At 52.4% G+C, this 25,074-nt stretch carries 21 protein-coding genes; 10 read left to right on the top strand and 11 right to left on the bottom strand.

What is annotated here, in order from left to right:
* The first annotated feature begins 58 nt into the window (after positions 1-58).
* Genes xth through HND56_03440 form a run of 8 tightly spaced genes read left to right on the top strand, consistent with a single transcriptional unit; the run spans position 59 to position 9,360 of the window.
* Positions 59-871 carry an exodeoxyribonuclease III gene (gene xth / locus HND56_03475; protein QKK04806.1) on the top strand — a complete coding sequence of 271 codons (813 nt, stop codon included), beginning with the start codon at positions 59-61 and terminating at the stop codon, positions 869-871.
* Positions 868-2,118: a CoA transferase gene (locus tag HND56_03470; protein ID QKK04805.1), complete on the top strand. Its 1,251-nt coding sequence runs from the start codon at positions 868-870 to the stop codon at positions 2,116-2,118. The genes xth and HND56_03470 overlap by 4 nt, the downstream gene beginning before the upstream one ends.
* Positions 2,115-3,032: an aspartate carbamoyltransferase catalytic subunit gene (locus tag HND56_03465; protein QKK04804.1), complete on the top strand. Its 918-nt coding sequence runs from the start codon at positions 2,115-2,117 to the stop codon at positions 3,030-3,032. The genes HND56_03470 and HND56_03465 overlap by 4 nt, the downstream gene beginning before the upstream one ends.
* Complete coding sequence (gene plsY, locus HND56_03460) at positions 3,032-3,637, top strand: glycerol-3-phosphate 1-O-acyltransferase PlsY (GenBank protein QKK04803.1); 606 nt, start codon at positions 3,032-3,034, stop codon at positions 3,635-3,637. The genes HND56_03465 and plsY overlap by 1 nt, the downstream gene beginning before the upstream one ends.
* Positions 3,624-4,826 carry a DNA-protecting protein DprA gene (gene dprA, locus HND56_03455; protein ID QKK04802.1) on the top strand — a complete coding sequence of 401 codons (1,203 nt, stop codon included), beginning with the start codon at positions 3,624-3,626 and terminating at the stop codon, positions 4,824-4,826. Before plsY ends, dprA begins: the two co-directional genes overlap by 14 nt.
* Before the next feature lie 31 nt (positions 4,827-4,857).
* Positions 4,858-7,563 carry a type I DNA topoisomerase gene (gene topA / locus HND56_03450; protein ID QKK04801.1) on the top strand — a complete coding sequence of 902 codons (2,706 nt, stop codon included), beginning with the start codon at positions 4,858-4,860 and terminating at the stop codon, positions 7,561-7,563.
* A gap of 36 nt (positions 7,564-7,599) precedes the next feature.
* The gene (gene fliI / locus HND56_03445; protein QKK04800.1) at positions 7,600-8,934 is read left to right on the top strand and encodes a flagellar protein export ATPase FliI; all 1,335 of its coding nucleotides are present in this window, start codon (positions 7,600-7,602) and stop codon (positions 8,932-8,934) included.
* Positions 8,935-8,937: 3 nt separating this feature from the next.
* Positions 8,938-9,360, top strand: coding sequence for a hypothetical protein (locus HND56_03440; GenBank protein QKK04799.1), 423 nt, complete (start codon positions 8,938-8,940; stop codon positions 9,358-9,360).
* Between the two features lie 84 nt (positions 9,361-9,444).
* Here the strand turns inward: HND56_03440 and HND56_03435 are convergent, their stop codons facing one another.
* The 8 genes from HND56_03435 to HND56_03400 all read right to left on the bottom strand — a co-directional run bounded on the left by HND56_03435 (position 9,445) and on the right by HND56_03400 (position 14,800).
* Positions 9,445-9,942: a hypothetical protein gene (locus tag HND56_03435; protein QKK04798.1), complete on the bottom strand. Its 498-nt coding sequence runs from the start codon at positions 9,940-9,942 to the stop codon at positions 9,445-9,447.
* Positions 9,943-9,995: 53 nt separating this feature from the next.
* Positions 9,996-10,796, bottom strand: a complete 801-nt coding sequence (locus HND56_03430; GenBank protein QKK04797.1) for a succinate dehydrogenase iron-sulfur subunit — start codon at positions 10,794-10,796, stop codon at positions 9,996-9,998.
* A 38-nt stretch (positions 10,797-10,834) separates the two neighbouring features.
* A complete protein-coding gene (locus HND56_03425; protein ID QKK04796.1) occupies positions 10,835-12,628 on the bottom strand; it encodes a succinate dehydrogenase flavoprotein subunit in 1,794 nt (597 codons plus the stop codon).
* A 13-nt stretch (positions 12,629-12,641) separates the two neighbouring features.
* Positions 12,642-13,043 carry a succinate dehydrogenase, hydrophobic membrane anchor protein gene (sdhD, locus tag HND56_03420; GenBank protein ID QKK04795.1) on the bottom strand — a complete coding sequence of 134 codons (402 nt, stop codon included), beginning with the start codon at positions 13,041-13,043 and terminating at the stop codon, positions 12,642-12,644.
* Between the two features lie 13 nt (positions 13,044-13,056).
* Positions 13,057-13,434, bottom strand: coding sequence for a succinate dehydrogenase, cytochrome b556 subunit (gene sdhC / locus HND56_03415; GenBank protein ID QKK04794.1), 378 nt, complete (start codon positions 13,432-13,434; stop codon positions 13,057-13,059).
* Between the two features lie 93 nt (positions 13,435-13,527).
* Positions 13,528-14,004 carry a type II toxin-antitoxin system death-on-curing family toxin gene (locus HND56_03410; GenBank protein ID QKK04793.1) on the bottom strand — a complete coding sequence of 159 codons (477 nt, stop codon included), beginning with the start codon at positions 14,002-14,004 and terminating at the stop codon, positions 13,528-13,530.
* A complete protein-coding gene (locus HND56_03405) occupies positions 14,001-14,225 on the bottom strand; it encodes an AbrB/MazE/SpoVT family DNA-binding domain-containing protein (protein QKK06539.1) in 225 nt (74 codons plus the stop codon). Before HND56_03405 ends, HND56_03410 begins: the two co-directional genes overlap by 4 nt.
* A gap of 86 nt (positions 14,226-14,311) precedes the next feature.
* Complete coding sequence (locus tag HND56_03400; GenBank protein ID QKK04792.1) at positions 14,312-14,800, bottom strand: hypothetical protein; 489 nt, start codon at positions 14,798-14,800, stop codon at positions 14,312-14,314.
* A 263-nt stretch (positions 14,801-15,063) separates the two neighbouring features.
* Here HND56_03400 and addB point away from each other — a divergent pair, with 263 nt between their 5' ends.
* Together addB and addA are read left to right on the top strand one after the other, a co-directional pair.
* A complete protein-coding gene (addB, locus tag HND56_03395; GenBank protein QKK04791.1) occupies positions 15,064-18,402 on the top strand; it encodes a double-strand break repair protein AddB in 3,339 nt (1,112 codons plus the stop codon).
* A gap of 8 nt (positions 18,403-18,410) precedes the next feature.
* Positions 18,411-22,103, top strand: coding sequence for a double-strand break repair helicase AddA (gene addA / locus HND56_03390; GenBank protein QKK04790.1), 3,693 nt, complete (start codon positions 18,411-18,413; stop codon positions 22,101-22,103).
* Here addA and HND56_03385 read toward each other — a convergent pair.
* The 3 genes from HND56_03385 to HND56_03375 all read right to left on the bottom strand — a co-directional run bounded on the left by HND56_03385 (position 22,100) and on the right by HND56_03375 (position 25,044).
* The gene (locus HND56_03385; GenBank protein ID QKK04789.1) at positions 22,100-23,167 is read right to left on the bottom strand and encodes a DUF2806 domain-containing protein; all 1,068 of its coding nucleotides are present in this window, start codon (positions 23,165-23,167) and stop codon (positions 22,100-22,102) included. The two genes, addA and HND56_03385, sit on opposite strands and share 4 nt — an antisense overlap.
* A 32-nt stretch (positions 23,168-23,199) precedes the next feature.
* On the bottom strand, positions 23,200-24,384 hold the full coding sequence (locus HND56_03380) for a patatin-like phospholipase family protein (GenBank protein ID QKK04788.1): 1,185 nt from the start codon (positions 24,382-24,384) through the stop codon (positions 23,200-23,202).
* A gap of 174 nt (positions 24,385-24,558) precedes the next feature.
* Positions 24,559-25,044, bottom strand: a complete 486-nt coding sequence (locus HND56_03375) for a hypothetical protein (GenBank protein ID QKK04787.1) — start codon at positions 25,042-25,044, stop codon at positions 24,559-24,561.
* Positions 25,045-25,074: the final 30 nt, after the last annotated feature.

Here is a 25,074-nt window from a genome sequence, read left to right as displayed (position 1 = left end):
TACAAGTCATTTCCATTTGCTTGTGGATTTTTCGCGCTAGGCGCGCTAAAAAAATGCCATGCGTGTTTTAACATGGAACATTAATTCGGTGCGTCTGCGCATCAACCTTCTCGAAAAACTTGTTTCCGAGGAGATGCCGGATGTCGTCTGTCTGCAGGAAACCAAAACGCCGGATGAATTCTTTCCGGCAGAGGCTATTGCAGGCTTTGGCTACAAGCATCTCGCCTTTCACGGCATGAAGGGCTATAATGGCGTGGCGATTCTGTCGAAATTCCCGCTGGAAAACATCCGTACCCATGCCCGTACCGGCAAGGAGGATTGCCGCCATATTTCCGCCAATATCATGCATCCGCAATTTAAAACACCTGTCAGCATTCATAATTTATATGTTCCGGCAGGCGGTGACATCCCCGATGCGGAGGCAAATGACAAATTCCGGCACAAACTCGATTTTGTCGAAGAGCTGACGGAATGGTTCCCCTCCAATGAAAATGCCGATGCGCCCGTCATCGCGCTGGGCGATATGAATATTGCGCCGCTGGAGAACGATGTCTGGTCTCATAAGCAGATGTTGAAAATCATCTCGCACACGCCCGCCGAAACAGAACGTTTTGCAGAATTTTACAAATCCATGAACTGGACGGATGCCATGCGGCATTTCGTACCGGAAGAGGAAAAGCTCTATTCATGGTGGAGCTACCGCGCCCGTGACTGGGCGGCCTCTGACCGCGGACGGCGGCTGGATCATGTCTGGGTTACGGAACCGCTGGCGGAGATGCTGAAAAGCTGTAAAGTCCTGCGCGATGCGCGCGGTTGGGAACGCCCCAGTGACCATGTGCCCGTTATCATAGATTTTAAGGTGAAAAAATGACGCAAAGCGACATTCAGCCATCCGCCCTCCAACCATCTTCCCTGGCCGGTCTGCGCATATTGGATATGTCACGCATTCTGGCAGGGCCCAGCGCAACACAGCTGCTGGGCGATCTGGGTGCGGATGTGGTGAAAATCGAACGCCCCGCAGCCGGTGACGACACGCGCAAATGGGGGCCGCCCTTCGTCAAGGATGCTGATGGCAATAACACAAGTGAAAGTAGCTATTACCTTTCGGCCAACCGCAACAAGCGTTCCATCGCGATTGATTACACACAGCCCGAAGGCCGCGATCTGCTGCTGAAGCTGATGGAAAAGGCCGATGTGCTGATTGAAAATTACCGCACCGGAACGCTGGCGCGTTACGGTCTTGGTTATGAGGATGTGAAGGAAAAATTCCCGGGGCTGATTTACTGCTCGCTGACGGGTTTCGGGCAGACAGGCCCCTATCGCGACAAATCCGGTTATGACTTTTTAATTCAAGGCATGGGCGGCATTATGAGCCTGACGGGGCCAGAACAGGAGGGCGGCACACCCTATAAAACCGGCGTTGCCATCGCCGATCTGATGGCAGGCATGTATGCGGCCACGGGCATTCTTGCCGCATTGCATTACCGTGACAAAACCGGACGCGGGCAATTTGTCGATGTTGCGCTGCTGGATACGCAAGTGGCCTGGCTGTCCAATGCCGCGCAATATTATCTGACCGGCGGTAAAGTCACGCCGCGCATGGGCAATGCCCATCCGACCATTGTACCTTATGAGGTCTTTCCCGCCGCGGACGGGCATATGATTCTGGCCATCGGCAATGACAAACAATTCTCCGCTTTCTGTAATTTCGCCAAATGTACAGAGCTGGCAGAAGATTCCCGCTTTAAAACCAATCAGGCGCGGGTTGAAAACCGCAAAATTCTGGTGCCGATGCTGCGCGATATTACCAAACAGCATCCGCAGCAATTCTGGATCGAAAATCTTGAAAAAATTGATGTCCCCTGCGGCCCGGTCAATAATCTTGAGCAGGTTTTTGAGAACCCGCAAGTCTTGGCGCGGGATATGGTGATCAAAATGAAACACCCGCTTTCCTCTGAAACAGTCAAACTGCTCGGCTGCCCGCTCAAGCTGTCGGAAACCCCTGCCAAATACCGCCATGCCCCGCCTTTTCTGGATCAGCACCATGATGACATCCTGCGCGACTGGCTTGGCGAAGACAATGTTCACAATATTCGACCGAAAGGCGGCCCTGCATGAGCATTACCTCGATCACCTCTCTCTCACGCGACGATATCACCGCCTTGCTGGATCAGGCGGATACCTATCTGGATGCCATCCGGCTGGGCAAAAAAATCGCCCCTGCGCTGGACGGAAAAATCGTGTTAAACGGTTTTTTTGAAGATTCAACGCGTACCCGCGTGTCTTTTGAAACTGCGGCGCTGCGTCTTGGTGCAAAGGTGATCAATTTTTCCGCTGCCGCCTCCTCCTTAAAAAAAGGCGAAACATTCGACGATACGCTCAAGACCCTTGCCATGATGCATCCCGATGCCTTCATCGTGCGGGCGGGTGCGGATGACATGCCCGAACGCGCAAAACAATTCATGCCCTGCCCCGTGCTGAATGCGGGGAACGGTACAAAAGAACATCCGACACAGGCCTTGCTGGATGCGCTGGTGCTGCGGCGGCATTTCGGCAAGCTGGACGGGCTGAAAATCGCCATCTGCGGCGATATCCGCCACAGCCGCGTTGCCGGATCAAATATTCTGCTGCTGCAGAAATTCGGCGCGGATATCCGCCTTGTCGGCCCTGAAATTCTTCTGCCCGCGCCGCAAACAGGCATCCGCCAATTTATTGAAATGGATGACGGTATTGCCGGTGCCGATGCCGTGATGATGCTGCGCATTCAAAAAGAACGTCTGCAGCAAAATCTGGAAATGAGCGATGCGGATTATTTCAAACATTACGGGCTAACGCGGGAAAGACTGCGTCATGCAGCGGAACATGCCGTTGTGCTGCATCCCGGCCCGATGAACCGCGGCGTGGAAATTGCCGGCGATGTGGCGGATGACGAGCACCGCTCCCTGATTCTGCAACAGGTCGAGGCGGGTGTCGCCGTGCGCATGGCCTGTCTGGAACATGTCCTGCAAAACCATATGCGCGAGGCCGCCTGATGTGTGACACAACGCTTTCGCAAATTCTGCTCTATCTTGCCTTAGGCTATCTGTTCGGCAGTATTCCTTTCGGGTTGCTGGTCGGAAAATTCTCCGGTCTTGGCGATATCCGCAAAACCGGATCAGGCAATATCGGTGCAACCAATATGCTGCGTACAGGCGGTAAGAAACTGGCTGCACTCACACTGTTTCTGGATGGCGGCAAAGCCGCATTGCCGGTTATGCTTGGCGTTTCCGTCTGTTTTACACTGGGGGCGCCTGCTTTTCTGGGCGCGGTGCTGGGACATATGTTTCCCGTCTGGCTAAAATTCAAAGGCGGCAAAGGCGTTGCCACAACTTTGGGCGGTTTCCTTGCGCTGCATTTCCCGCTGGGCGGCTTGCTTTGCGGGATTTGGCTTGCCACGGCTGTTCTTTTCCGTTATTCCTCTCTCTCCGCGCTGGTCGCTGTCGGAAGCGCGCCGCTGCTGCTTTATGCGCTCCGGCCCGATGTGGATATTCTAACCTTGTCAATCGCAGGCGTGATTGCAATACTGGTCTTTATCCGCCATCACAGCAATATCCGGCGGCTTTTGAAAGGGGAGGAACCCAAAATTGGCAAAAAGTAATTTCGGACTTGCTGAAGACAGCCCGACCTTTTCAAGTGAACAAACCATCACCGCGCAGGAAAAATTCGCACGCCTGCGTTTGTCCCGCACGGATAATATCGGCCCGATCACCTTTACAAAGCTGCTGGCGCGTTACGGCACGGCAATCCGCGCTTTGGAAGCCCTGCCTCATCTGGCGGCGCGCGGCGGCCGTAAAAAACCGCTCATCGCCTGCCCGCAAAATATGATCGAAGATGAAATTGCCGCAATTGAAAAAGCAGGTGCGCATCTGGTTGTGAAGGGGGAAGAAGATTATCCCTATCTGCTGGCACAGCTGGAAGACGCGCCCCCCGCTTTAACTGTCAAAGGCAATTTAAATGCCTTGTCGCAGAAATCGCTGGCCATTGTCGGCACGCGTAACGCCTCGATCAACGGACGCAAAATCACACAGGATATCGCCGCCCGCGTCGGGATGGCGGGTTATTACATTGCCTCGGGACTGGCGCGCGGCATTGATACCTGCGCACATCAGGCCGCTTTGGACAGCGGCACCATTGCCGTATTGGCAGGCGGCGTTGATGTGATTTATCCGGCGGAAAACGAGTCTTTATATAATGACATCTTAAGCCATAGCGGTGCGATCATCGCGGAAAACCCTATCGGCACACAGCCGCAGGCGCGGCACTTCCCGCGCCGCAACCGGATTATCTCCGGTATTTCGCTGGGCACGCTGGTGGTCGAGGCCAATCTGAAATCCGGTTCGCTGATTACCGCCCGCATGACGCTGGAGCAGAACCGCGAATTATTCTGCATTCCCGGTTCGCCGCTGGATCCGCGTGCGGCAGGCACCAATAAGCTCTTGAAAGAAGGCGCGGCGCATCTGGTCACACATGCGGATGATGTGCTGAATGTGCTGAATGATTTGCGCATATCGCCGCTGTTTGAAGCAGGCGGCAGTTTCAATTTTGACGGATTCGACACCGGACTGCCCGATACGGCGGAAGAAAACAGCGTAGAGTTACATGATGAAATCCTGTCGCAGCTCAGCACCTCTCCTGTTCATGTAGACGAGTTAATCCGCGCCTTGCACGCCTCCATAGGGGCATCCGTGCCGGAGGTTTTATCGGTACTTTTGGAACTGGAACTTGCCGGACGGCTTGAAAGACATCACGGAAATAGAGTAAACCTGATAGAAGATGATTCGTTTTAATGACTTTAGGACTTGGGATAAATAGAATAATATGACCGCACATAACCTGGTCATCGTGGAATCTCCCGCGAAGGCAAAAACCATCAATAAATATCTCGGCAAGGATTACCAAGTCATCGCCAGCTATGGCCATGTCCGCGATTTGCCGCCAAAAGACGGCTCCGTCCAGCCCGATAACGGCTTTGCGATGTCATGGGAAATGAATGAGCGCGCCAAAAAGCAGGTTAATGAAATCCTCAAACTAGCCAAAACATCCGACACTGTTTATCTGGCGACTGACCCTGACCGCGAAGGGGAAGCCATTTCATGGCATATCGCCGAAATTTTCCGCGATAAAAAAATCAAGGCGGGCTTAAAACGCGTTGCCTTTAACGAAATCACGAAAAAAGCGGTGCAGGAAGCCTTTACCCATGCCCGCGATATCGACAACCATCTGGTTGAAGCCTATCTGGCGCGGCGTGCGCTGGATTATCTGGTCGGCTTTACGCTGTCGCCGATTTTATGGCGCAAACTTCCCGGTTCCCGCTCCGCCGGACGCGTACAATCCGTCGCGCTGCGTCTTGTCTGCGAACGCGAAAGCGAGATCGAAGCCTTCCGCGAAGAAGAATACTGGTCGATCGAGGCTCTGCTGAAAACCGACAATGCCGAAACTTTTACGGCAAAACTGACGCAGGTTGACGGTAAAAAACTGCAAAAAATGGACATTCATAACGAGGCTGAAGCCGCCGCACTGTCCAAACGTCTTGAAGCCTGCAAAACCGCATTGACGGTCACGGATGTTGAAAAGAAACAGGTACGCCGCAATCCGCCGCCGCCCTTTATTACCTCGACTTTGCAGCAGGAAGCCTCGCGCAAGCTTGGTTTCAGCGCCACAAAAACCATGCGCACCGCGCAAAAGCTTTACGAAGGCATCACACTGGGCGGCGAAACCGTCGGTCTGATCACCTATATGCGTACCGATGGTGTGACCTTAAGCGGCGAAGCGATGAACAGCCTCCGCGACCTGATCGGTAAAAATTTCGGTGCAAATTACGTGCCGGAACAGCCGCGCTTTTACAAATCAAAAGCCAAAAATGCGCAAGAAGCGCACGAAGCCATCCGCCCGACTGATGCATTCCGTACGCCGGACGATGTCGCCGGGTTTCTGAATGATGATGAAAGAAAACTTTATACGCTGATCTGGAAGCGGACTGTGGCCTGCCAGATGGCCAATGCCGTGCTGGATCAGACCAAGGCCGATATCTCCAATGACAAGGGTGATCTTGTCTTGCGCGCGACTGGCTCTTCCATCGCCTTTGACGGATACTATGTACTTTACATGGAAGGCCGCGATGATGATGCCGAAAGCGATGATGATGATAAACGTCTGCCGGTTCTGAATGCCAAGGATCATCTGGCTGCGGAGGAAGTGCGTCCGCAGCAGCATTTCACACAGCCGCCGCCGCGTTATACCGAGGCCACGCTGGTCAAAAGAATGGAAGAGCTCGGCATCGGCCGCCCCTCGACCTATGCCTCCATTTTGCAGGTTCTGCAGGACAGAAACTACGTAAAGCTGGAGAAAAAACGCTTCTTCGCTGAAAACCGCGGCCGTGTTGTCACCACCTTCCTGACCAATTTCTTCGGCAAATATGTCGAATATGATTTCACCGCCAATCTGGAAGACCAGCTTGACCATGTCTCTGCCGGAGATATGGAGTGGCGGCAGGTTCTGGGCGATTTCTGGCGCGAATTTTCCGCCACGGTCGAGGAAACGAAAGAGCTGCGCATCACCGATGTCATCAATGCGCTGGATGCGGAGTTGGAACATATGCTGTTCCCGCCGTCGGAAGACGGCAGCGACCCGCGCAAATGTCCGTCCTGCGCCGATGGCAGGCTGGGGCTGAAGCTGGGGAAATTCGGCGGCTTTATCGGTTGTTCGAACTATCCCGAATGTAAACATACCCGCCCCTTTATGGCGGCGGAAGAAGGCGGCGATGATGACGGCGTTCTGGACGGCGGACAGCCGAAAGAGCTTGGCCTGCATCCCGAAACAGGACGACCTGTATCACTGCGACGCGGCCCTTACGGCTATTACGTGCAAATGGAACCTGAACCTGTTGAAGAACTGCCGGAACCGCCTGCGGAAGAACCGGCGCTGGACAGTAAGGGCAAGCCCAAGAAACCGAAAAAGCCGAAGAAACCGAAAGTGCCGAAGCCAAAACGTATGGCGATTCCGCGCGGTTTTGCGCTGGATCAGGTTGATTTAAATCAGGCCGTAAAATTGCTGACCCTGCCGCGCGATGTCGGCTTGCATCCCGAAACGGGTGAGATGATCAAGGCCGGTATCGGACGTTTCGGCCCCTATCTGGTGCATCAGGGCAAATTTAAATCCCTGCCCAAGGATGAACCCGATGCCGTACTGACCATCGGTCTGAATCGTGCCGTCGACATTCTGGCACAGGAAAGCGCGCGCGGCGGCTTTGGCGAGCTGCGCAAAATCGGCGACCACCCCGAAGACGGCACGCCTGTCAGCATTAATCGCGGACGTTTCGGCCCTTATATCAAACACGGCAAGATGAATGCCTCCCTGCCCAAGGATGTGGAAATCAATGACGTGACAATGGAACAGGCGCTGGAACTGCTGGCCAAGAAAGCCGAAAAAGACAAAGCGGCGGGAAAAACCGGCAAAAAGACAAAAGCCAAGAAATCCACCGCCAAAAAACCTGCGAAAACGTCAAAATCCGGCAAGAAAAAATGACGCAGCCCTCCTCTTTTCATGTAAAATGGAAAGAGTATGAGCAATCAATTTGTTGAAAAACTGACCGAGAAAATTGACGATATCTCCGCATATCGTCTGTTCGGGCGCGTGACCAAAATTCTGGGCATGATGGTCGAAATCGGCGGTATTGAAAAAGAACTTTCCATCGGCAGTCTCTGTATTTTAAAACCGCGCGGCGCAGAACCCGTGCCTTGCGAGGTTGTCGGTTTCCGCGACGGTCATGTCATGCTGATGGCGTTCGGCAATCTGCAACGCGTCGGGCTGGGCTGCCGTGCCGAAGTCGGCGCAGAACAAATCCATACCTACCCGTCCGAAGCATGGCTGGGGCGCGTCATTAACGCTTTTGCTGCGCCATTGGACGGCAAAGGCCCGCTGCCCGAAGGTGATGTCGGCATTCCGCTGCGCAACTCCCCTCCTCCCGCGCACAGCCGCAAGAGGCTGGGGCCGAAACTTGACCTTGGCATCCGTGCCATCAATACCTTTCTCAGCACCTGTCAGGGACAGCGGATGGGGATTTTCTCCGGATCAGGTGTCGGGAAATCCGTGCTGATGTCAATGCTGGCGCGTTATGGCGGCGCGGATGTGAATGTCATCGGTCTGGTCGGTGAGCGCGGCCGCGAAGTGCAGGAATTTTTGAAGGATGAGCTGGGTGAAGACGGGCTGGCAAAATCCGTCGTCATTGTCGCCACATCGGATGAACCGCCGCTAACCCGCCGTCAGGCCGCTTATATGACGATGGCGGTTGCCGAATATTTCCGCGGACAGGGCAAACAGGTCTTGTGCATGATCGATTCCGTCACCCGCTTTGCCATGGCACAGCGGGAGATCGGCTTATCGGCAGGCGAGCCGCCGACCACCAAAGGCTATCCGCCGACCACTTTCAGCGAGCTTGCACAGCTGCTGGAACGCGCAGGCCCCGGCGTGGAAGGCGAAGGTGATATTACCGGTTATTTCACTGTTCTGGTCGAAGGCGATGACCATAACGAACCTGTTTCCGATGCCGTGCGCGGCATCATTGACGGTCATATCGTGCTGGACCGTTCCATCGCAGACCGCGGACGTTATCCCGCCATTGATGTTTTAAAAAGCGTGTCGCGTTCCATGCCCAAATGCCTGACACCCGAACAGGAAAAACTGGTGCGCGAAGCGCGGCAGGTGATTTCGACCTATGAAGACATGGCGGAACTGATCCGGCTTGGCGCCTATAAAAAAGGCAGCAATCCGAAGGTGGATGAAGCCATTGCGCTGTATCCGAAGCTGGAGAATTTCCTGTCCCAGAAGGCCGAGGAACATATGTCTTTGGATGACGGCTATAAAATGCTGGCCGGCATTCTTGCGCAAGGGGGATAACCTATGGCGGGTGATTTATCCGTGCTGATCCGTCTGCACAAACACGAACTCGATGAAAAGCAAAAAGAGCTGAAAGAACTTTATGACCGGATGGAGCAGCTGGAGGAAAAACAGCAGCAATTACAGGAGGCGATGGAGCGTGAAAAGCGCGCCGTGGAGGAAAGCGGCGATGATGTTCATTTCACCTATGCCGGTTTCCGCCGCAAAGCCGATCTGGAACGCGCCGCGCTGGCAAAAGACATGCAAAAACTGGAAGAAAAGATTTTCAAAACCCGTGACGAGATGCTGGATATTTTCGGCGAGATGAAACGCTATGACATCGCGCAAGAGCTACGCCTGCGTCTGGAAGCCGATGAGCGCCGCCTTGCCGAAACAAAATCCCTCGACGAAATCGCCCTCGAGACCTTCCGCCGCAATGCGGAATAACAACTCGCCACACAACTCTTGCAACCAGTAAAACCTTTTAACAACGCTATGGCTAAGCAGAACTGTTTACGCATTGTAGAGACGCTAACGGCGGTGATTTGCAAACGGCATTTGGTTATATTGTTCAACAAAGCTATCAATTAAAGATTGCTCAACTTCCTGTGCATCAATCGTGGTTGTTTTCCAGCAAAATAATAAGTTCTCTGCCCCCTCTAACTGCCAAATAAATCTCCCGCCTTGATGGGCAACCTTCTTTCCCCTTCCAAATTTCAGGTATGTTTGAATGCGTTTTTTTAAGCTTGTCTTGCATTTCGTGCCACCAGCCTTACCGATGTAAAGTACAACGCTATTATCCACCCAGTTTTTCTGAAGTATTGCAGTAGCAACATTTGGATTTTTATTTTTATAAAAACCACCTGTACCAGGGTGAATAAATTGCGGGCGTTCCTGTTCAAGGCATAAAACCATGTAAACGCCTTGAGTTTCAGGTATCTGTCGACACTTTTTCTCACTTAGGTTCTGAATGGATAAGAAACCTTCAAAACCATTCGCTTTTATAGCATCAACAGTACTGAAATCCATTTTCTTGACTTCTTGGCAAGGGATTATCTGCCATGACTTGATATTAGTCCTAATTAATGCTGACGCTCTGCGATGCGCTTTTTAACCTCGGCGATTTCTTTTGCCGGGTTCAGGCCTTTCGGGCAGGCGCTGGTGCAGTTCATGATCGTATGGCAACGATAAAGCTTGAACGGGTCTTCCAGTGCGTCAAGGCGTTCGCCTGTGGCTTCATCACGCGTATCATGCACCCAGCGGCTGGCTTGCAGCAATGTGGAGGGGCCGAGATAGCGGTCGCCGTTCCACCAATAGCTGGGGCAGGAGGTCGTGCAGCAATAGCACAGAATACACATGGCGGGGCCGTGGCCTTCCGCGCCGTTCAGACGGTTGGCATCCTCGGGTGATTGCAGACGCTCCTTCGTCGGGGCGGGGCTGTCGGTTTTCATCCAGGGTTCGATCGAGGCATATTGCGCATACATATGGTTCAGATCGGGGACAAGGTCTTTCACCACCGGCAAATGCGGTAGCGGCGTGATTTTGATATCATCCTTGCTGGGACAATCCTCGATGGCTTTCGTGCAGGCCAGCGTATTTGTGCCGTCAATATTCATGGCGCAGGAACCGCAAATCCCCTCACGGCAGGAGCGGCGGAAGGTCAGTGTCGGGTCAATTTTGTTTTTGATGTAAAGCAGCGCATCCAGAACCATCGGACCGCAATTATCCATGTCGATTTCATAGGTATCAAGACGCGGATTTTCTTCGCCATCCGGGTTCCAGCGATAAACGCGGAAGGATTTTTTGTTTTTGACATCACCGTCGAGTTTGAATGTTTTCCCTTCGGTGACTTTGGAATTTTTCGGAAGTTTGAACTCTGCCATTTTTTTAATCCTTTTGACTTATCCCTGTATCGGCCCGATCAATAGACCCGTGCTTTCGGCGGCACGGCATCGACCTCATCCGTCAATGTATTCAGATGTACCGGACGGTCGCCCAATTTCACTTTACCTTTATCATCCACCCAGACGGTTGAATGTTTCAGCCAGTTTTCATCATCGCGGTCGGGGAAATCCTCCCGCGCATGTGCGCCGCGGCTTTCATGACGGCTTTCGGCGGCATTGATCGAAGCGACGGCCTGATGCATCAGATTATCCAGCTCCAGCGTTTCAACAAGATCGCTGTTCCAGATCATCGAACGGTCATGCACTTTGATATCGCCAAGCTTTTTCCAAAGATCAGCCATTTTCTTGCAGCCCGCCTTCAGCGTTTTTGCATCGCGGAAGACCGCACAATGGCTCTGCATGGTTTTCTGCATATCCAGACGCAATTCCGCCGTTGTCGTGCCGCCGTCAGCGTAACGCAGACGGTCAAGACGTTCCAAAGCGCGGGAATCGGCATCTTTGCTGAGCGTTTTATGCGGTGTGTTCGGCTTCACCAGCTCTGCCGCGCGGATGGCTGCGGCGCGTCCGAAGACGACGAGATCAAGCAGCGAGTTCGAACCCAGACGGTTGGCACCATGGACGGAAACGCAAGCCGCCTCGCCGATTGCCATCAAACCCTGCGCGACGGCATCGGGGTTCTTTTTCGTCGGATTGATGACTTCCGCATGATAATTGGTCGGAATACCGCCCATATTGTAATGCGCGGTCGGCAGCACCGGAATCGGCTCTTTCGTCACATCGACATTGGAGAAAATTTTCGCCGTCTCCGCAATACCGGGCAGACGTTCATGGATCACCGCCGGTTCCAGATGTTCCAGATGCAGATGAATATGGTCTTTTTCAGGGCCAACACCGCGTCCTTCATTGATTTCAATCGTCATGGAGCGGCTGACGACATCGCGGCTGGCAAGGTCTTTCGCCGATGGCGCATAACGCTCCATAAAGCGTTCGCCTTCGCTGTTGGTCAGATAACCGCCCTCGCCGCGCACGCCCTCGGTAATCAGGCAGCCCGCGCCGTAAATGCCGGTGGGGTGGAACTGGATAAACTCCATATCCTGCAATGGCAGACCGGCACGCAAAATCATGCCGTTACCGTCACCCGTGCAGGTATGCGCCGAGGTGCAGGAGAAGAAAGTGCGTCCGTAGCCGCCCGTCGCCATCACCGTCTGATGGGCGCGGAAGCGGTGCAATGTGCCGTCATCCAGATTCCATGCCATGACGCCGCGGCAGGTGCCGTCTTCATCCATCAGCAGGTCCAGCGCGAAATATTCGATAAAGAATTCGGCATGATGTTTCAGACTTTGCTGATACAGCGTATGCAGAATGGCGTGTCCCGTACGGTCGGCAGCTGCGCAGGTGCGCTGTGCCGTGCCCTTGCCGTAATGGGTCGTCATACCGCCAAAAGCACGTTGATAGATTTTGCCCTCGGGCGTGCGGCTGAACGGCACGCCGTAATGTTCCAGCTCGATCACGGCAGGGATCGCCTCGCGGCACATATATTCAATCGCATCCTGATCGCCGAGCCAGTCCGAGCCTTTGATCGTGTCATACATATGCCAGCGCCAGTCATCCTCGCCGACATTTCCCAATGCGGCACTGATACCGCCCTGCGCCGCAACGGTGTGGCTGCGTGTCGGAAAAACCTTACTGATACAAGCTGTTTTCAGCCCTTTTTCCGCCATGCCGAATGTGGCGCGCAACCCTGCGCCGCCTGCGCCGACAACGACGACATCATATTCATGGTCAATAATCTCATAAGCCGGTTTTGTCATTTTGTTATTTCCTTCAACCGAAATTGATCAACAGGACGGCATAACCCGCCATAATTCCCGCCAGCCCGAACACAAAACGGGTCAAAAGCAGCATGAAAGGTTTTCCAACCTTGCAGTGAATGTAATCCTCGATCACCACTTCAAGACCGAGAACAGCATGATAAAAAGCCATCCACAGGAATAACAGCAGGGCAAGGCTGTTCCACGGATGTGCCATCCATGTCAGCGCATCCGTATAAGTGGCTGCAAAAAGGCGGGGCAGATGCAAAAGCATCCAGAGCGACAGCGGCACAAGCGCCAGCGCCGTTACCCGCTGCATCCACCAGTGGTGATAGCCGGATTTTGCCGAACCCAGTCCGCGCGCTTTCGCCAGCGGGGATTGTATTTTTTCCTGTTTTGAACAGCATTCGCGCATATTCGAAGCTCCTTTAAAAGAACATGTAGAAACAGGCGAAAAACGCCGTCATCAGAAAAGAGAAAATTACAACCGCCCAGCCGCTGGCACGCACCGCTTCCATTTTAAAGCCCAGCCCGGCATCCCAGAACAGATGGCGTACACCGTTGAGCATATGATAGCTCAGCGACAAGACAAAACCGATCAGGACAAGTTTTCCCAGCGGGCTTGTCGCACAATCGCGAAAACCTTCATAGGCGGACGGGCCATGCGCCAGCGCCCACAGCCCCCAAGCCATCAGCAAAAGGCCAAAGGTCAGCCCGACACCTGTTATACGATGCATAATCGACAAAACCGATGTGATTTGAGGTCTGTAAATCTGTAAATGGGGAGATAATGGTCGCTTGTTCATCAACGCTTACCGCTTTGTTTTTGTTACGATTGCTCCGAAAGACGGATTTGATGGTTTTAAAATAGACCTTTCAAAACCATACGTCCAGAAATTTTATCTTTTCCTGCGGGGGCGCGGAGAGGCTTTCTTTTTCGCACTGCCTTGATGCGGTTTTGGCAACGGCGTATCTGCCGGCGCAAGCGGGCGGGTTTTATCTTTCAGCCATTGCGTGTAACCGCTCTCCTCCACGTCGCCTGCGGCAAAGGCTTGTGTCATCGCAACAACTTCTTCTTCCGTGGCGGTCAGTTCCACCCCGTTACTGTCAAGAAAGACCGCGGCCACAACAAAGCCCGTGCGTTTATTTCCATCAGCAAAGGGATGATTGCGGATAATACCGGCTGCATAGGCGCCCGCCATATCGCATAGATCAGGTTTGGCATAAGCATACAGATTTTGCGGACGCGCCAGCGCCGATTCCAGCAGCTTTTCATCACGCAGCCCGCGTGCGCCGCCATGCCGCTCCAAAAGTTCGTGATGAATGGCAACGGCCAGTTTCTTTTTAATCCATGCCGGCTCTTTTTGTTCTGTCATTTGGCAAGCTCGTGCAAGGCGTTTTTATATTTGCTCATAATTTTATCTGCGCTATCCAGCTGTTTTTCAAAATCGGGATCATAGGAGGTAATGGACAAACCGTCCGGCGTTTTGATGATAAAAACCTCATCCCCCTCCTTCACATGCAGATGGGACAAATCTTCCTTGGTCAGGATCAAGCCGTCGGAATTGCCGATTTTGCGGATCACGGTTTTATGCATCACGAGCCTCTCAAAAATAAAACGATGTTATAACCTGCATTATAACATCTCTGCGGATTTTCTACAAATGAATGAAAGACAAATTCCTATTCCAGACGCTGGATGCCGCGGCGGTAATGATTGTCATAGATGGGCTTGCCGTCCTGAAACCAGCCCTGCGCACGACCGTCTTTCTGGTCAAATTTATATTCGATTTCGGACATTTTATTGCCGTTCGGATACCAGATGATTTCCACGCCGTGTTTATGATCGTTATCATAGCGTGTCTGTGATTTTTTTGTGCTGTCCTTGAACCATTCCATATGCGTGCCGAAACGTTTATCCGCACGGAACTCCCCTTCATATGCTTTGGTACCGTCACTATGCCAAAGCGTCATAATGCCGTATTTCTGCCCCTGAAAATACATGATTTCGCTTTTCATCTGGCCGTTTTCGTAGAATTCGTGATATTTGCCGGTATAAGGCTCCCGCGCGCCGGGCTGATACATCAATTCACCCCGTTGTTCCAGTTTTGTGGTCACACCTGCTTCCTGCTCCTCACAGCCGGCAAGAAGCTGTGTCGTGAGCAACATCAATGAAACAATTATGATCCTTACATACCGCATAGCGTCTGACAATCTTCCGGACTATTCGAGAATTGCGCAAAATTTATTCATTCTGACACAGTTATTTCATTAAAATCAAGCGGGCACAGCGAGAGAAATGCAAATGAAAGTGAAAACCGCATCTCGTGATAATCCGTGTAATTTTCTTGACCTTGGGGTAATAATATTATAATGTCATAAGCACATTTGGAACATCGTTTATGACAATGCTAAAGGAAGGCTAAGGCCGGACCATGCTGCCCAACAACCCAAAAAGTCAAAACAACGGCGCTGAAAACGGTGCCGGAAAAAACGGCAGCACCGGTGGAAAAACCCCTGCCCTCTTTGATGTATACAATATTCCCGCCGAACATAACTTCATTACCAATCTGGCGGAAGGCATCCTGAATGAAGTCGGCGATGACGCACTGGCGCTGGCCGATTACACAATTATTTTGCCGACGCGCAGCAATGCAACCGCCTTGCGCGAATCTCTTGTCTCGCTTTCCAAAGGAAAATCCGCCGTTCTGCCGCAAATTTATACGCCGCGCGATTTCGATGATGAGGTCGCCAGTTTGAAAATTGCGCAGGATCCGATTTTGTCAGAGGCTCTGATGGACCTGCCGCCTGCCATTCCGCAGATGCAAAGAAAACTGCTGCTGGCCAAAGAGATTTTGGCCGTGCCGGGCATGGCAAGCTCTCCTGAAAAAGCCATTCGCCTTGGGGAAGAGCTGGGGCGTTTTCTTGATTTCACGCAAAAACACGGCGTCGAACTGAAAAATCTGGAAACGCTGGCTCCGGACGAATTCTCCGCACAATGGCAAAAAACCCATGAATTCCTGAAAATCCTGACAGAGCGCTGGCCGCAGATTTTGTCGGAACACGGCATGATTGATCCGCAGGATCACAAAAACGCCGTAACCGCTATTCAGGCCGCACATTGGAAACATACACCGCCCAAACATCCTGTCATCATGGCGGGCTTTACCCATGTCAGCAATGCCGAGATGGAACTTGTCGATGCCGTTGCCAGCTCCCCGAAAGGGCGGATTGTTCTGCCGGGCGTTGATCTGGACCTTGATGATGAAAGCTGGGAAAGCATTGACGAAGCGCATCCGCAATACGGTTTCAAACAGATGCTGGATGCTTTGGCGATTTCCCGCGATGACATGAAAGAATGGGATGACGGTGCAAGCAACAAAACCGCAAAACAGCAAAGCCTGACGGAAAACGCCAAAGCGCGCCGGAAACTGATTTCCGAAACCATGCGTCCTGCCGCGACGGCGGATAAATGGCTGAAGCTGGAAAAAGCGCCGGACCCGACCGCCAAAAAAAGCCACCGCAAGACCGATACCAAAAACAGCCAGATGATAGACGTCCGTTCGCTGACCGGTATGGAGCTTGCCACCTGTTCAACACCGCAGCAGGAAGCCAGCATTATCGCGCTGAAAATGCGGGAAACGCTGGAAACGGAAGGCCGCACCGTTGCACTGGTCACGCCTGACCGCTCACTGGCCCGCCGCGTTGGCGCCCGTTTGAAACATTGGGGCATCAATGTGCAGGATTCCGTTGAACGCGCCCTTGCCGATACCAAAACCGGTATCTGGATGCGCCTGACGGCTGCGATGGCCGCAGATGAGCTCTCCCCGATTACATTGCTTTCGACTCTGAAGCACCCTTTCGCCACATTGGGGAAAGAACGTGAGGAAACGCTGGAAAATGTTGACCGTCTGGAAGATTACCTCCTGCACGGTCCGCGCCCCGAGCCCGGATTGGACGGTTTGAAAAAGCGCCTGAAAAACGCCTTCAACCCGCGCGCCGAAAAACAGGATTTGAAAGACCGCCCGACGTCGCCGCGTGCCGAAAAACGTCAGGCGGAGCTGAACGAATTGCAGGAATGGCTGGAGGAAATTGCGGAAATGTCGCATCCCTTCCTTGAAGCCATGCAAAGCGGCGAAAAACAGAATTTTGCCGAACTCTTGGATAAGCACATTTCCTTTGCCGAAATGATGGCAGGCGAACCCGGCGCTGATGGCCGTTCGAAAATGTGGACAGGCCGCGCCGGTAAAAAGGCCATGAATTTCTTTACCGAGCTGCGCAAATATGCCGATTGCATGCCGCCTGTCACGGGTGAGGAATATGTCGGCGTGGTCAGCACACTGCTGCGCTCCGTCGCCGTGCGTCCGCAGCCGCCGTCGCACAGCAATTTATATATTCTAAGCCCGCGTGAAGCGCGTCTGTTCAAGGCCGATACGATGATTGTCTCCGGCTTGAACGAAAACACATGGCCCAGCTCGCCGCCCGATATCAACTGGCTGTCGCGCGATATGCTGGAAAAACTGAACCTGCCCTCTTCCGACCTGCATCTGGGCAAGGCGGCAAACGACTTTACGCAGGCGATGGCTTCCCCCGATGTTCTGCTGACCCGCGCCGAACGCGACGGTGATGTGCCGACCGTATCCTCCCCCTTCCTGACGCGGTTGCGCATGGTCTTGGGGAAAACCGGATTGAATGAAAATCTGGAAAGCAAAAACCAGATGGCCTCCATCAATGAGGCATTGCACAAGCCGTCTGTCGTGAAACCGATTGCACCGCCCGCGCCGAAGCCGCCGAAAGAGGCTCGCCCGACACAGCTGTCGGCAACGGCGATTGAAACGCTGCTGCGTGACCCCTATTCGCTTTACGCCCGCCAGATTTTGAAACTGAACCCGCGCGAAGCGCTGGATTCAGAGCCGAGCGCCCGTGAACGCGGTAACTTCATCCACGAAATTCTTGAAAAATTCGTCACGCAATATCCCGATGAAATCCCCAAAGACGGCTATGAAAAGCTGATTGATATCGGCAAGGAAGTCTTTGACACGCGTCTGGATAATCCGACCGTGCGCGCTTTCTGGTGGCCGCGCTTTGAATATATCGCCGAATGGTTCATCGCCGAGGAAACCAAGCGCCGTGAATATGCCCACACCATCGGTACCGAAGCCGGGGGTCGTCTGGAGATCGAAACCAAAAACGGTAAATTCACCCTGACGGCAATTGCCGACCGCATTGACAAACTGAATGATGACCGTCTGGCAATCATTGATTATAAAACCGGAACCGTTCCGGCAAAAAGCGCCGTTGTCCGCGGATTTTCGCCGCAGTTGACGCTGGAGGCGCTGATCGCACTGGCAGGCGGATTCAAAGGCGTAAATGCCGGTAAAGTCGGATCACTGGAATATTGGAAAATTTCCGGCGGACAGCCGCCCGGCAAGATTACGCCGATCAATGACGATATCAACCGTCTGGAACAGGAAGCGCTGGAAGGATTGACCGCGCTGATGGAAACCTTCCTTGATGAAGATACGCCTTTCCTGCCGACGCCGCGTCCGCGCCTTGCGCCGCGCTTCAACAATTTCACGCATCTCTCCCGCGAGGAAGAGTGGAAATACGAACAGCGCGAAGCCAGCAAACAGGCGCGCGCCAAAGCCAAAAAACCGGCGACAAAAAAGAAAACAACAGCCAAGCCGAAAGCAAAAAAGCCGACAAAAACGGCAACAAAAACGCAAACGGCTGCCGCGAAAAAACGCGCCGCAACACGCACACGTAAAAGGTAACGGAAAACATGGCCGCACCGAAAAAAACACCCGCGCAAAAACGCAGCCGCAAGCCTGACCCGAATGTGGTTCAGCGCCGCGCCTCCAACCCCAATACCAGTGTCTGGGTTACCGCCTCTGCCGGAACGGGTAAAACAAAAGTTTTGACTGACCGCGTGCTGCGCCTGATGCTGGAGGGGGCAGAGCCGGAAAATATTCTTTGCGTCACCTTCACCAATGCCGGTGCCTCGGTCATGAAAAACCGTATCCGTGAAGAGCTGGAGCGCTGGGCGACCTGTTCGGATGCGATGCTGAATACGCGACTGAAAAAACTGACGGGAAAATCTCCCGATGTGAAAACACGCCAGCAGGCACGCCGACTGTTTGCCGAATATCTGGACACACCGGGCGGCATGAAAATCCAGACCATTCACTCATTCTGCCAGTCGCTTTTGAAACGTTTCCCCGTTGAAACGGGCATCCCGCCCTATTTCGACGTACTGGATGACCAGAGCGCGCGCGAATTGCTGCGCCAGTCACAGGCCGATATTCTGCAACAGGTGCAGGACGAGCCGGACTCCGATCTGGCAAAAGCCGTACGCCGTATTACGCCGAATGTCTCGGAAGAGGATTTCATGTCCCTGATCGGCGAGATTACCTATCGCCGCGGCGAGCTGCTGAGCGTCTTCCAGAACCATGATGACGGCTCCGGCACAATCAACGGCGCATTGGACGCGATTTACAAACAGCTGGGTGCCGCACGCGGCACAGGCGAAAGCAGCCTGCGCAAAGCGATGTGTGAAGATGCCGGTCTGAACGGACAGGCACCCGCCATCAGCGCCCTTTATAATGCCTGCGATATTCTGGAGACCGGAACGGATGCCGATAAGGAACGCGGCGCCACCATCCGCGCCTTCCTTGATGCCAAACCGCATGAGCGTCTGGAAATGCTGGATGATTATATCAAGACCTTCCTGACGGAGGCCAATGAGCCGCGCAAACGTCTGACCACCAAAGCCAGCGCCGCCGCACAGGAAATTCTGGAAGCGGAGCAAAACCGCGTACTGGACGGGCTGGAAGCCATACGCACCGTCAGCGTTGCCCGCAGCACCGAAGCGCTACTGGTTTTGTCCAATGCCATTTTAGACAATTATAAAGAACGCAAGCGCGCGATTAACGCGCTGGATTATGATGATCTGATTTACCGCACATTGGTCTTTTTGGAAGAAAATGACGGTGCGGCCTGGGCCTTGCAAAAACTGGAAGGCAATCTGGAACATGTTCTGGTGGATGAAGCGCAGGATACCAACCCCGACCAGTGGTCAATTATCGCCGCCCTGACCAAAGAATTCTTTAATCCCGATAACGGGAAAAAGCCGGATGCGAAAGCCCGCGACTCAAAAACCCGCACCATGTTCGTTGTCGGCGATGAAAAACAGTCGATTTTCAGCTTTCAGCGCGCCGACCCGCAGGAATTCAAACGCCGCCGCGAATTTTTCGCCGATCAGGTCAAAAAAGCCGGAGGAAAATGGGAACATGTGCAAATGGAAGTCACCTTCCGTTCCAGCCCTGCGATCATGTCCGCCGTTGACGCCGTCTTTAAAAATCAGGAAGCCTGTGACGGCTTGTCTTTTGAAGACAAAGAAAAAGACATCAAGCACAAGCCGTTCCGTACGGGACAAAGCGGCGTTGTTGAAATTCATCCGCCTTTTGAATCACGCGGTATGCGCCCGCTGCCGCCTTGGCCGCTGCCGACGGAAAAGGAAGACAGTTATGATCCTTCCGTCGATCTTGCCGAAAATATTGCCGACCAGATTGACGGCTGGCTGAAAAGCGGTGAGAAACTGAAAGCCCGCGGACGTGCGATTGCACCGTCGGATATTATGATTTTGGTCCGCCGCCGCTCACGCTTTGTCGATGACATGATCCGCGCCCTGAAAAAACGCGATATTCCCGTTTCCGGCGCTGACCGTATTACGCTACGTGACCAGATTGCCGTGATGGATTTGCTGGCTGTCGGAGAATTCTCGCTGTTCCCGCGTGATGATTTCAAACTGGCCGCATTACTGAAATCGCCGCTGATCGGGCTGAATGACAAAGAGCTAGAAGAACTGGCACTGGGCCGTGAAGGCTCGCTCTGGGATGCGCTGAAGGAAAAAGCGGAAACCAGCACAAAACATAAAGGTATCGTCGATTATCTGACCGAGCGCAAAGAAGCCGCCAAAGCACGCCGCCCCTATGATTTCTATGCCGATGTGCTGATGAAGCCCTGCCCCGGTGATGAAAATTCCGGTCTGTATGGTCTTTACGGACGTCTGGGCTTTGAAGCGGAAGATGCGATTGTCGAATTTATGAATGCGCTGGAGCGGTTCGAGAAAATGAACACCCCCGCATTGCAGGGCTTTATTTCATGGATGAATGCCGGAGAATCCGAGATCAAACGCGAGATCGACGGTGACAGCAGCAATCCGAAAATCCGTATTATGACAGTACATGGCGCGAAAGGTCTGGAAGCACCGATCGTCATTATGCCCGATACGACAACGGTTCCCGCCAATAATTCGAAAACGCGCCCGAAACTGCTGTGGCCGAAAGGCGACCGCACCGTGCCGCTCTGGGTGCCGCGCGCCGAAAATGAAAACAAATATTTCCAAGCCGAGCGCGAGAAGATCGAAAAAGAGCGCGATCAGGAATACCGCCGCTTGCTCTATGTTGCGATGACCCGCGCTGAAGACCGTTTGATGATCTTCGGTTATCAGAACAGCAAAAACCGCCGCGAAGATTGCTGGTACGAGCTGGCGCGCAAAGGTATGGAAGAAAATCTGGGGAAATCCCTGAGCTTTGAAGAAGGCGAAAACGGCCCGATTATGCGCTTTACCGCGCCGCAGACCGCACGCCCGAAAGATGACGGTGTCCGCCCTGTGAAAAAACGCCGCAAATCCGGCTTGCCGATGTGGGCAAAACAGCAGGCCCCCGATCCGGTGCCGCCGATCAAGAAATTCACGCCTTCTATGGCCTTTTATCAGGCCAAGAGCACGGCGAATGATAATAAAGCGAATGCCCCGGCACCTGACAGCAAGCCGAAAACCGCGCCCTCGCCGCTGGACGGGCTGCAGGAAACCCGCGATCAGAAAATCGGTAATATCGTCCACCAATTGCTGGAATTCCTGCCGCAAATCCCGCAGGAACAACAAATGGACGCGGCGAAAAACTATGTCGCCAAACCCGCATGGGATCTGCCGCAGGAAGAGCAGAAACGCATTTACGACCAGATCGACCGCATTATCAATGACCCTGAATTCGGTATCATGTTCGGCCCGAATTCACGCCCCGAGGTCTCGATCAGCGGCAAGATCATCCAGAACGGCGAGGAAAAACTCCTTTCCGGTAATATTGACCGCCTTGTCGTCGGTGAGAAAACCGTCTGGATTGTCGATTACAAAAACAGTAAATATATCCCGAAAACGGCGGATAAAATCTCGCCGCAATATATGCTGCAGCTTGCCGCATATCGCGAGGCGATGAAGGATATCTATCCGGATAAAGAGGTCAAATGCGCCCTGCTGTGGACGCGGAAAGCCATGCTGCAGCCCGTCCCCGATGCGATGCTGGATGATGCCTGCATCAAGGCCGGTATTACGCCGAAAACGAAGCAGGATGCGAAGAAACCCGCGGCCAATAAAAAACCGGTACAGCGCAAACCGCGCAATCCGCGGCGTTAAAGATTATTGTTTTTAATATAATTCTCCAAAGGATACGATATGGTTTCTTCATCGCGCTTGATGCTGATATATATTTCAGCATCGGCAACTGTCTTGCTGAAATGTTGAGCTACTTGGATAAGGTAACTCTCATCAATACACACATCATCCATAAGACTAAGGAGATTAAGTCCTAACGCCGTTAGAAGCATATTAGAAATACGAACGTGTATCTCTTCTTGCGTATTGTTTTTTATAGAGATTCCTCTATTTGCATTAAGCAACGTCAAATAAGAATCGGGTTTTAATACTGGAGTGATCGATAACTCAGCATTGTGGCCTATGACCACCCCCATATTGACTAGCTCTAATATCTCGTCAACGGTTATATAGTTTTCCAAGCCAAGTTTGCCGCTTGTATTTGTTAAAATCACTCTCCCCTCCAGAGTTACAGCCATCAGCTTTTCAATAAGCTGGGCTTCATTCTTGGAGAGATGTTGCAGAAAATGAAATGTCCTTAGACTGTATGTTCCCGGCTTTATAGCTTCTCCCGCCAGAACTTTAGACCATAAGACTTTTAAATCTGTTTTTTGAGCATTCTCAGCGTACGATTTAAATGCTTGAAACCAATCTGGATCGATGGGCTCATCACTAATTTCTGCATCTGCTTGTTCTGCAACGATGCTTTCTGCTTCAAGAACCACCTGATTCAAGGTGAATTGTTTCCTTAAATCATCAGCCAAAACGTTTCTGGCTGCTTGCTCTAGCATGGCTTTTTGCAGATCGGGCTCTTCACGTACAACCACATCTTTCAACTCACCATCAATATATTCTTTTCGCCCCTCGCGAATAGCTTCAATTTCCTGATTTGTTTGCGCATCTGTTAAAGCTTGATGTTTAAGCGCCTTTGTCGTTGCCTCTGCTCCCTTTAAAAATTGTGCAGGATAAAAATATGCTCCGCACGCAAGAGCCACATCGCGGATTTTTGAGGCTCCTTTGCTAGCCCACTTTTCAATGGTTTTCTCTGAGACAGTGGTATCACCGATCGTAATGTCTCTATTTTCTTCTTTTGCAGGATACGTCATGGCAGTCACTCAAACTATATTTCACCAAAGGCTTAACCGAACAAACTGCCCCAGAAACCTTTTTTCTTTTTCGGCTCGGGCATTTTCGGTGCGGGGATATTTTCCTTTTTATAACGCTTATGCGCCGAAGGCGGCCGCGCCGTATTCATGGTGAAGGAGCTGTGTTTGCCGATGGCATCAAAATGATCTTCGATAAATTTATCGGCGGCCATATAGCCCATATCATGCAGGGTTTGCAAATGATCGCGGTCAAAACACATCGTCAATTTGCTGGGCATGACCTGCCCGGAATTGATGATATGGGTGTTGATTTTTTTGATGCCCAGCTTTTTCGCCGCTTCGGGGTCACGGTCATAGCGCGCGTTATCATATTGAATATATTGCACATCTTTACGCACCGATGAATTGAACAGCAATTCATAAAGCATATCATCATCGGTTGATTTATCATCTGCGCCGTTGCGTTTTAAGAACGGCAGCGTCTGGATAATGATGATATCATCCGCGTCGCATTCTTTCAGCGGGGTAATCGCCGGGTTTTCGGTAAAGCCGCCATCCCAGTACAGACGGCCATTGATGACGACATCGTTGAACAATTCCGGCAAAGCGCAGGACGCTTTGACCGATTTCGCCGAAATATCAGTACGGTCAAAAATACGGGATTTGTGATTATGGATATCGGTGGCCGTAATGAACAGCGGCAAGCCGTCACGTTTTTTCTTCATCGATTCAAAATCAATAACCTGACCGATATTATCCTCGAAAAAATCGCCTTTTCCGGTCGTCATCGCAATGATGGCGGCCTGAATTTTGGCATGGGCGGCTTTGACTTTGGTGCCGTTGCCGATTTTACCCAGCGCGTTAAAAACCGCGCTAAGACCTTTATTCATGGCCGCGCTTTTCTTACCCAGTACGGGCATGTCTTTGGCGATTTCCTCATAGCTGAGGCGGTGCCAGATTTGACGCAACGCATTACGTGCGCCTTCAGGCCCGTTTTCATCCATGCCGTAAGCCACGGCAACCGCATTCAAAGCCCCTGCCGATGCACCGCTGATGCCGACGACTTCAATACGGTCATCTTCCAAAAGACGATCCAGCACGCCCCATGTAAATGCGCCATAGGATGCGCCGCCTTGCAGGGCGAGCGTCACCTTCTTTTTGGGCGCTTTTGCAGACAGCGCTTTCTTCGTCGATTTCGGCGGCAATTTCCCTGACACGCGGGCTCCTTTGTTTCATATTCCTGAAGTGAGGCTTTATTATAAGGAGCAGCGGCAGAATTTCCAGTAAAAAATTACCGTATATATTTGTTTTTTGTATTTATCTTGCGGTGCAATAAAAAACGCCCTCCGCAAAGGAAGGGCGTTTTCTTTCAATTTATATCCCGCTTTTTCTTAAGCGTTCGGGCCTTTATTGCCGCGGTTACGGAACGGGTTTGTTGTTTTCGGAGCCGCAGCTTTAGCTTCGCTTGCTGCTTCGACAGCCGCTTTCAACAGGGCTGAGGGGTTATTATATTCCTCATCCGTCAGACCCGCGGCTTTTTCGATCAGCTTTTGCACCAGCGGCGAGGCTTTATCGCCTTTCTCCGTCAGGATTTTATCAGCGATCAACAGGCAGCCCTGAATCATTTCCGCATCTTCCGCATCCGGTCCTTCACCAACCATTGAGCTAAGCGCCAATAGCATCTCCATCTGTTGCGGAGACGGCAGACCTTCGGAGAAGCCTTCGATAAATTCCGTTTCCAGTGCATCAATCAGTTTTGTTTTTTCATTGCCGTCAAACAGATCAATCTGTGTCAGGCTTGATTCCAGTGCCTTCAGATCGCCCGCCATGGCAATGGCGTTAAAGGTTTCCTGAACGGTAGGTTTTTTATCAGACATTCGTTTTGCTCCTTAAAAGATGAGATGTAT

It is taken from the genome of Pseudomonadota bacterium (genome assembly GCA_013285465.1).
Classification (GTDB): domain Bacteria; phylum Pseudomonadota; class Alphaproteobacteria; order Micavibrionales; family CSBR16-224; genus CSBR16-224.
The sequence above is the reverse complement of the archived record's forward strand: the minus strand, read 5'-3'. Positions and strand labels throughout refer to the sequence as shown.

What these genes read in the sequence shown, in the direction of transcription:
- sdhD (QKK04795.1), bottom strand. Translation starts at nt 13,043, where the DNA reads ATGCGCGAATGCTGTTCAAAACAGGAAAAAATACAATCCCCGCTGGCG.
- plsY (QKK04803.1), top strand. Translation starts at nt 3,032, where the DNA reads ATGTGTGACACAACGCTTTCGCAAATTCTGCTCTATCTTGCCTTAGGC.
- addB (QKK04791.1), top strand. Translation starts at nt 15,064, where the DNA reads ATGCTGCCCAACAACCCAAAAAGTCAAAACAACGGCGCTGAAAACGGT.
- HND56_03430 (QKK04797.1), bottom strand. Translation starts at nt 10,796, where the DNA reads ATGGCAGAGTTCAAACTTCCGAAAAATTCCAAAGTCACCGAAGGGAAA.
- HND56_03385 (QKK04789.1), bottom strand. Translation starts at nt 23,167, where the DNA reads ATGACGTATCCTGCAAAAGAAGAAAATAGAGACATTACGATCGGTGAT.
- HND56_03440 (QKK04799.1), top strand. Translation starts at nt 8,938, where the DNA reads ATGGCGGGTGATTTATCCGTGCTGATCCGTCTGCACAAACACGAACTC.
- fliI (QKK04800.1), top strand. Translation starts at nt 7,600, where the DNA reads ATGAGCAATCAATTTGTTGAAAAACTGACCGAGAAAATTGACGATATC.
- xth (QKK04806.1), top strand. Translation starts at nt 59, where the DNA reads ATGCGTGTTTTAACATGGAACATTAATTCGGTGCGTCTGCGCATCAAC.
- addA (QKK04790.1), top strand. Translation starts at nt 18,411, where the DNA reads ATGGCCGCACCGAAAAAAACACCCGCGCAAAAACGCAGCCGCAAGCCT.
- HND56_03470 (QKK04805.1), top strand. Translation starts at nt 868, where the DNA reads ATGACGCAAAGCGACATTCAGCCATCCGCCCTCCAACCATCTTCCCTG.
- HND56_03410 (QKK04793.1), bottom strand. Translation starts at nt 14,004, where the DNA reads ATGACAGAACAAAAAGAGCCGGCATGGATTAAAAAGAAACTGGCCGTT.
- sdhC (QKK04794.1), bottom strand. Translation starts at nt 13,434, where the DNA reads ATGAACAAGCGACCATTATCTCCCCATTTACAGATTTACAGACCTCAA.
- HND56_03435 (QKK04798.1), bottom strand. Translation starts at nt 9,942, where the DNA reads ATGGATTTCAGTACTGTTGATGCTATAAAAGCGAATGGTTTTGAAGGT.
- HND56_03375 (QKK04787.1), bottom strand. Translation starts at nt 25,044, where the DNA reads ATGTCTGATAAAAAACCTACCGTTCAGGAAACCTTTAACGCCATTGCC.
- HND56_03465 (QKK04804.1), top strand. Translation starts at nt 2,115, where the DNA reads ATGAGCATTACCTCGATCACCTCTCTCTCACGCGACGATATCACCGCC.
- topA (QKK04801.1), top strand. Translation starts at nt 4,858, where the DNA reads ATGACCGCACATAACCTGGTCATCGTGGAATCTCCCGCGAAGGCAAAA.
- HND56_03425 (QKK04796.1), bottom strand. Translation starts at nt 12,628, where the DNA reads ATGACAAAACCGGCTTATGAGATTATTGACCATGAATATGATGTCGTC.
- HND56_03405 (QKK06539.1), bottom strand. Translation starts at nt 14,225, where the DNA reads ATGCATAAAACCGTGATCCGCAAAATCGGCAATTCCGACGGCTTGATC.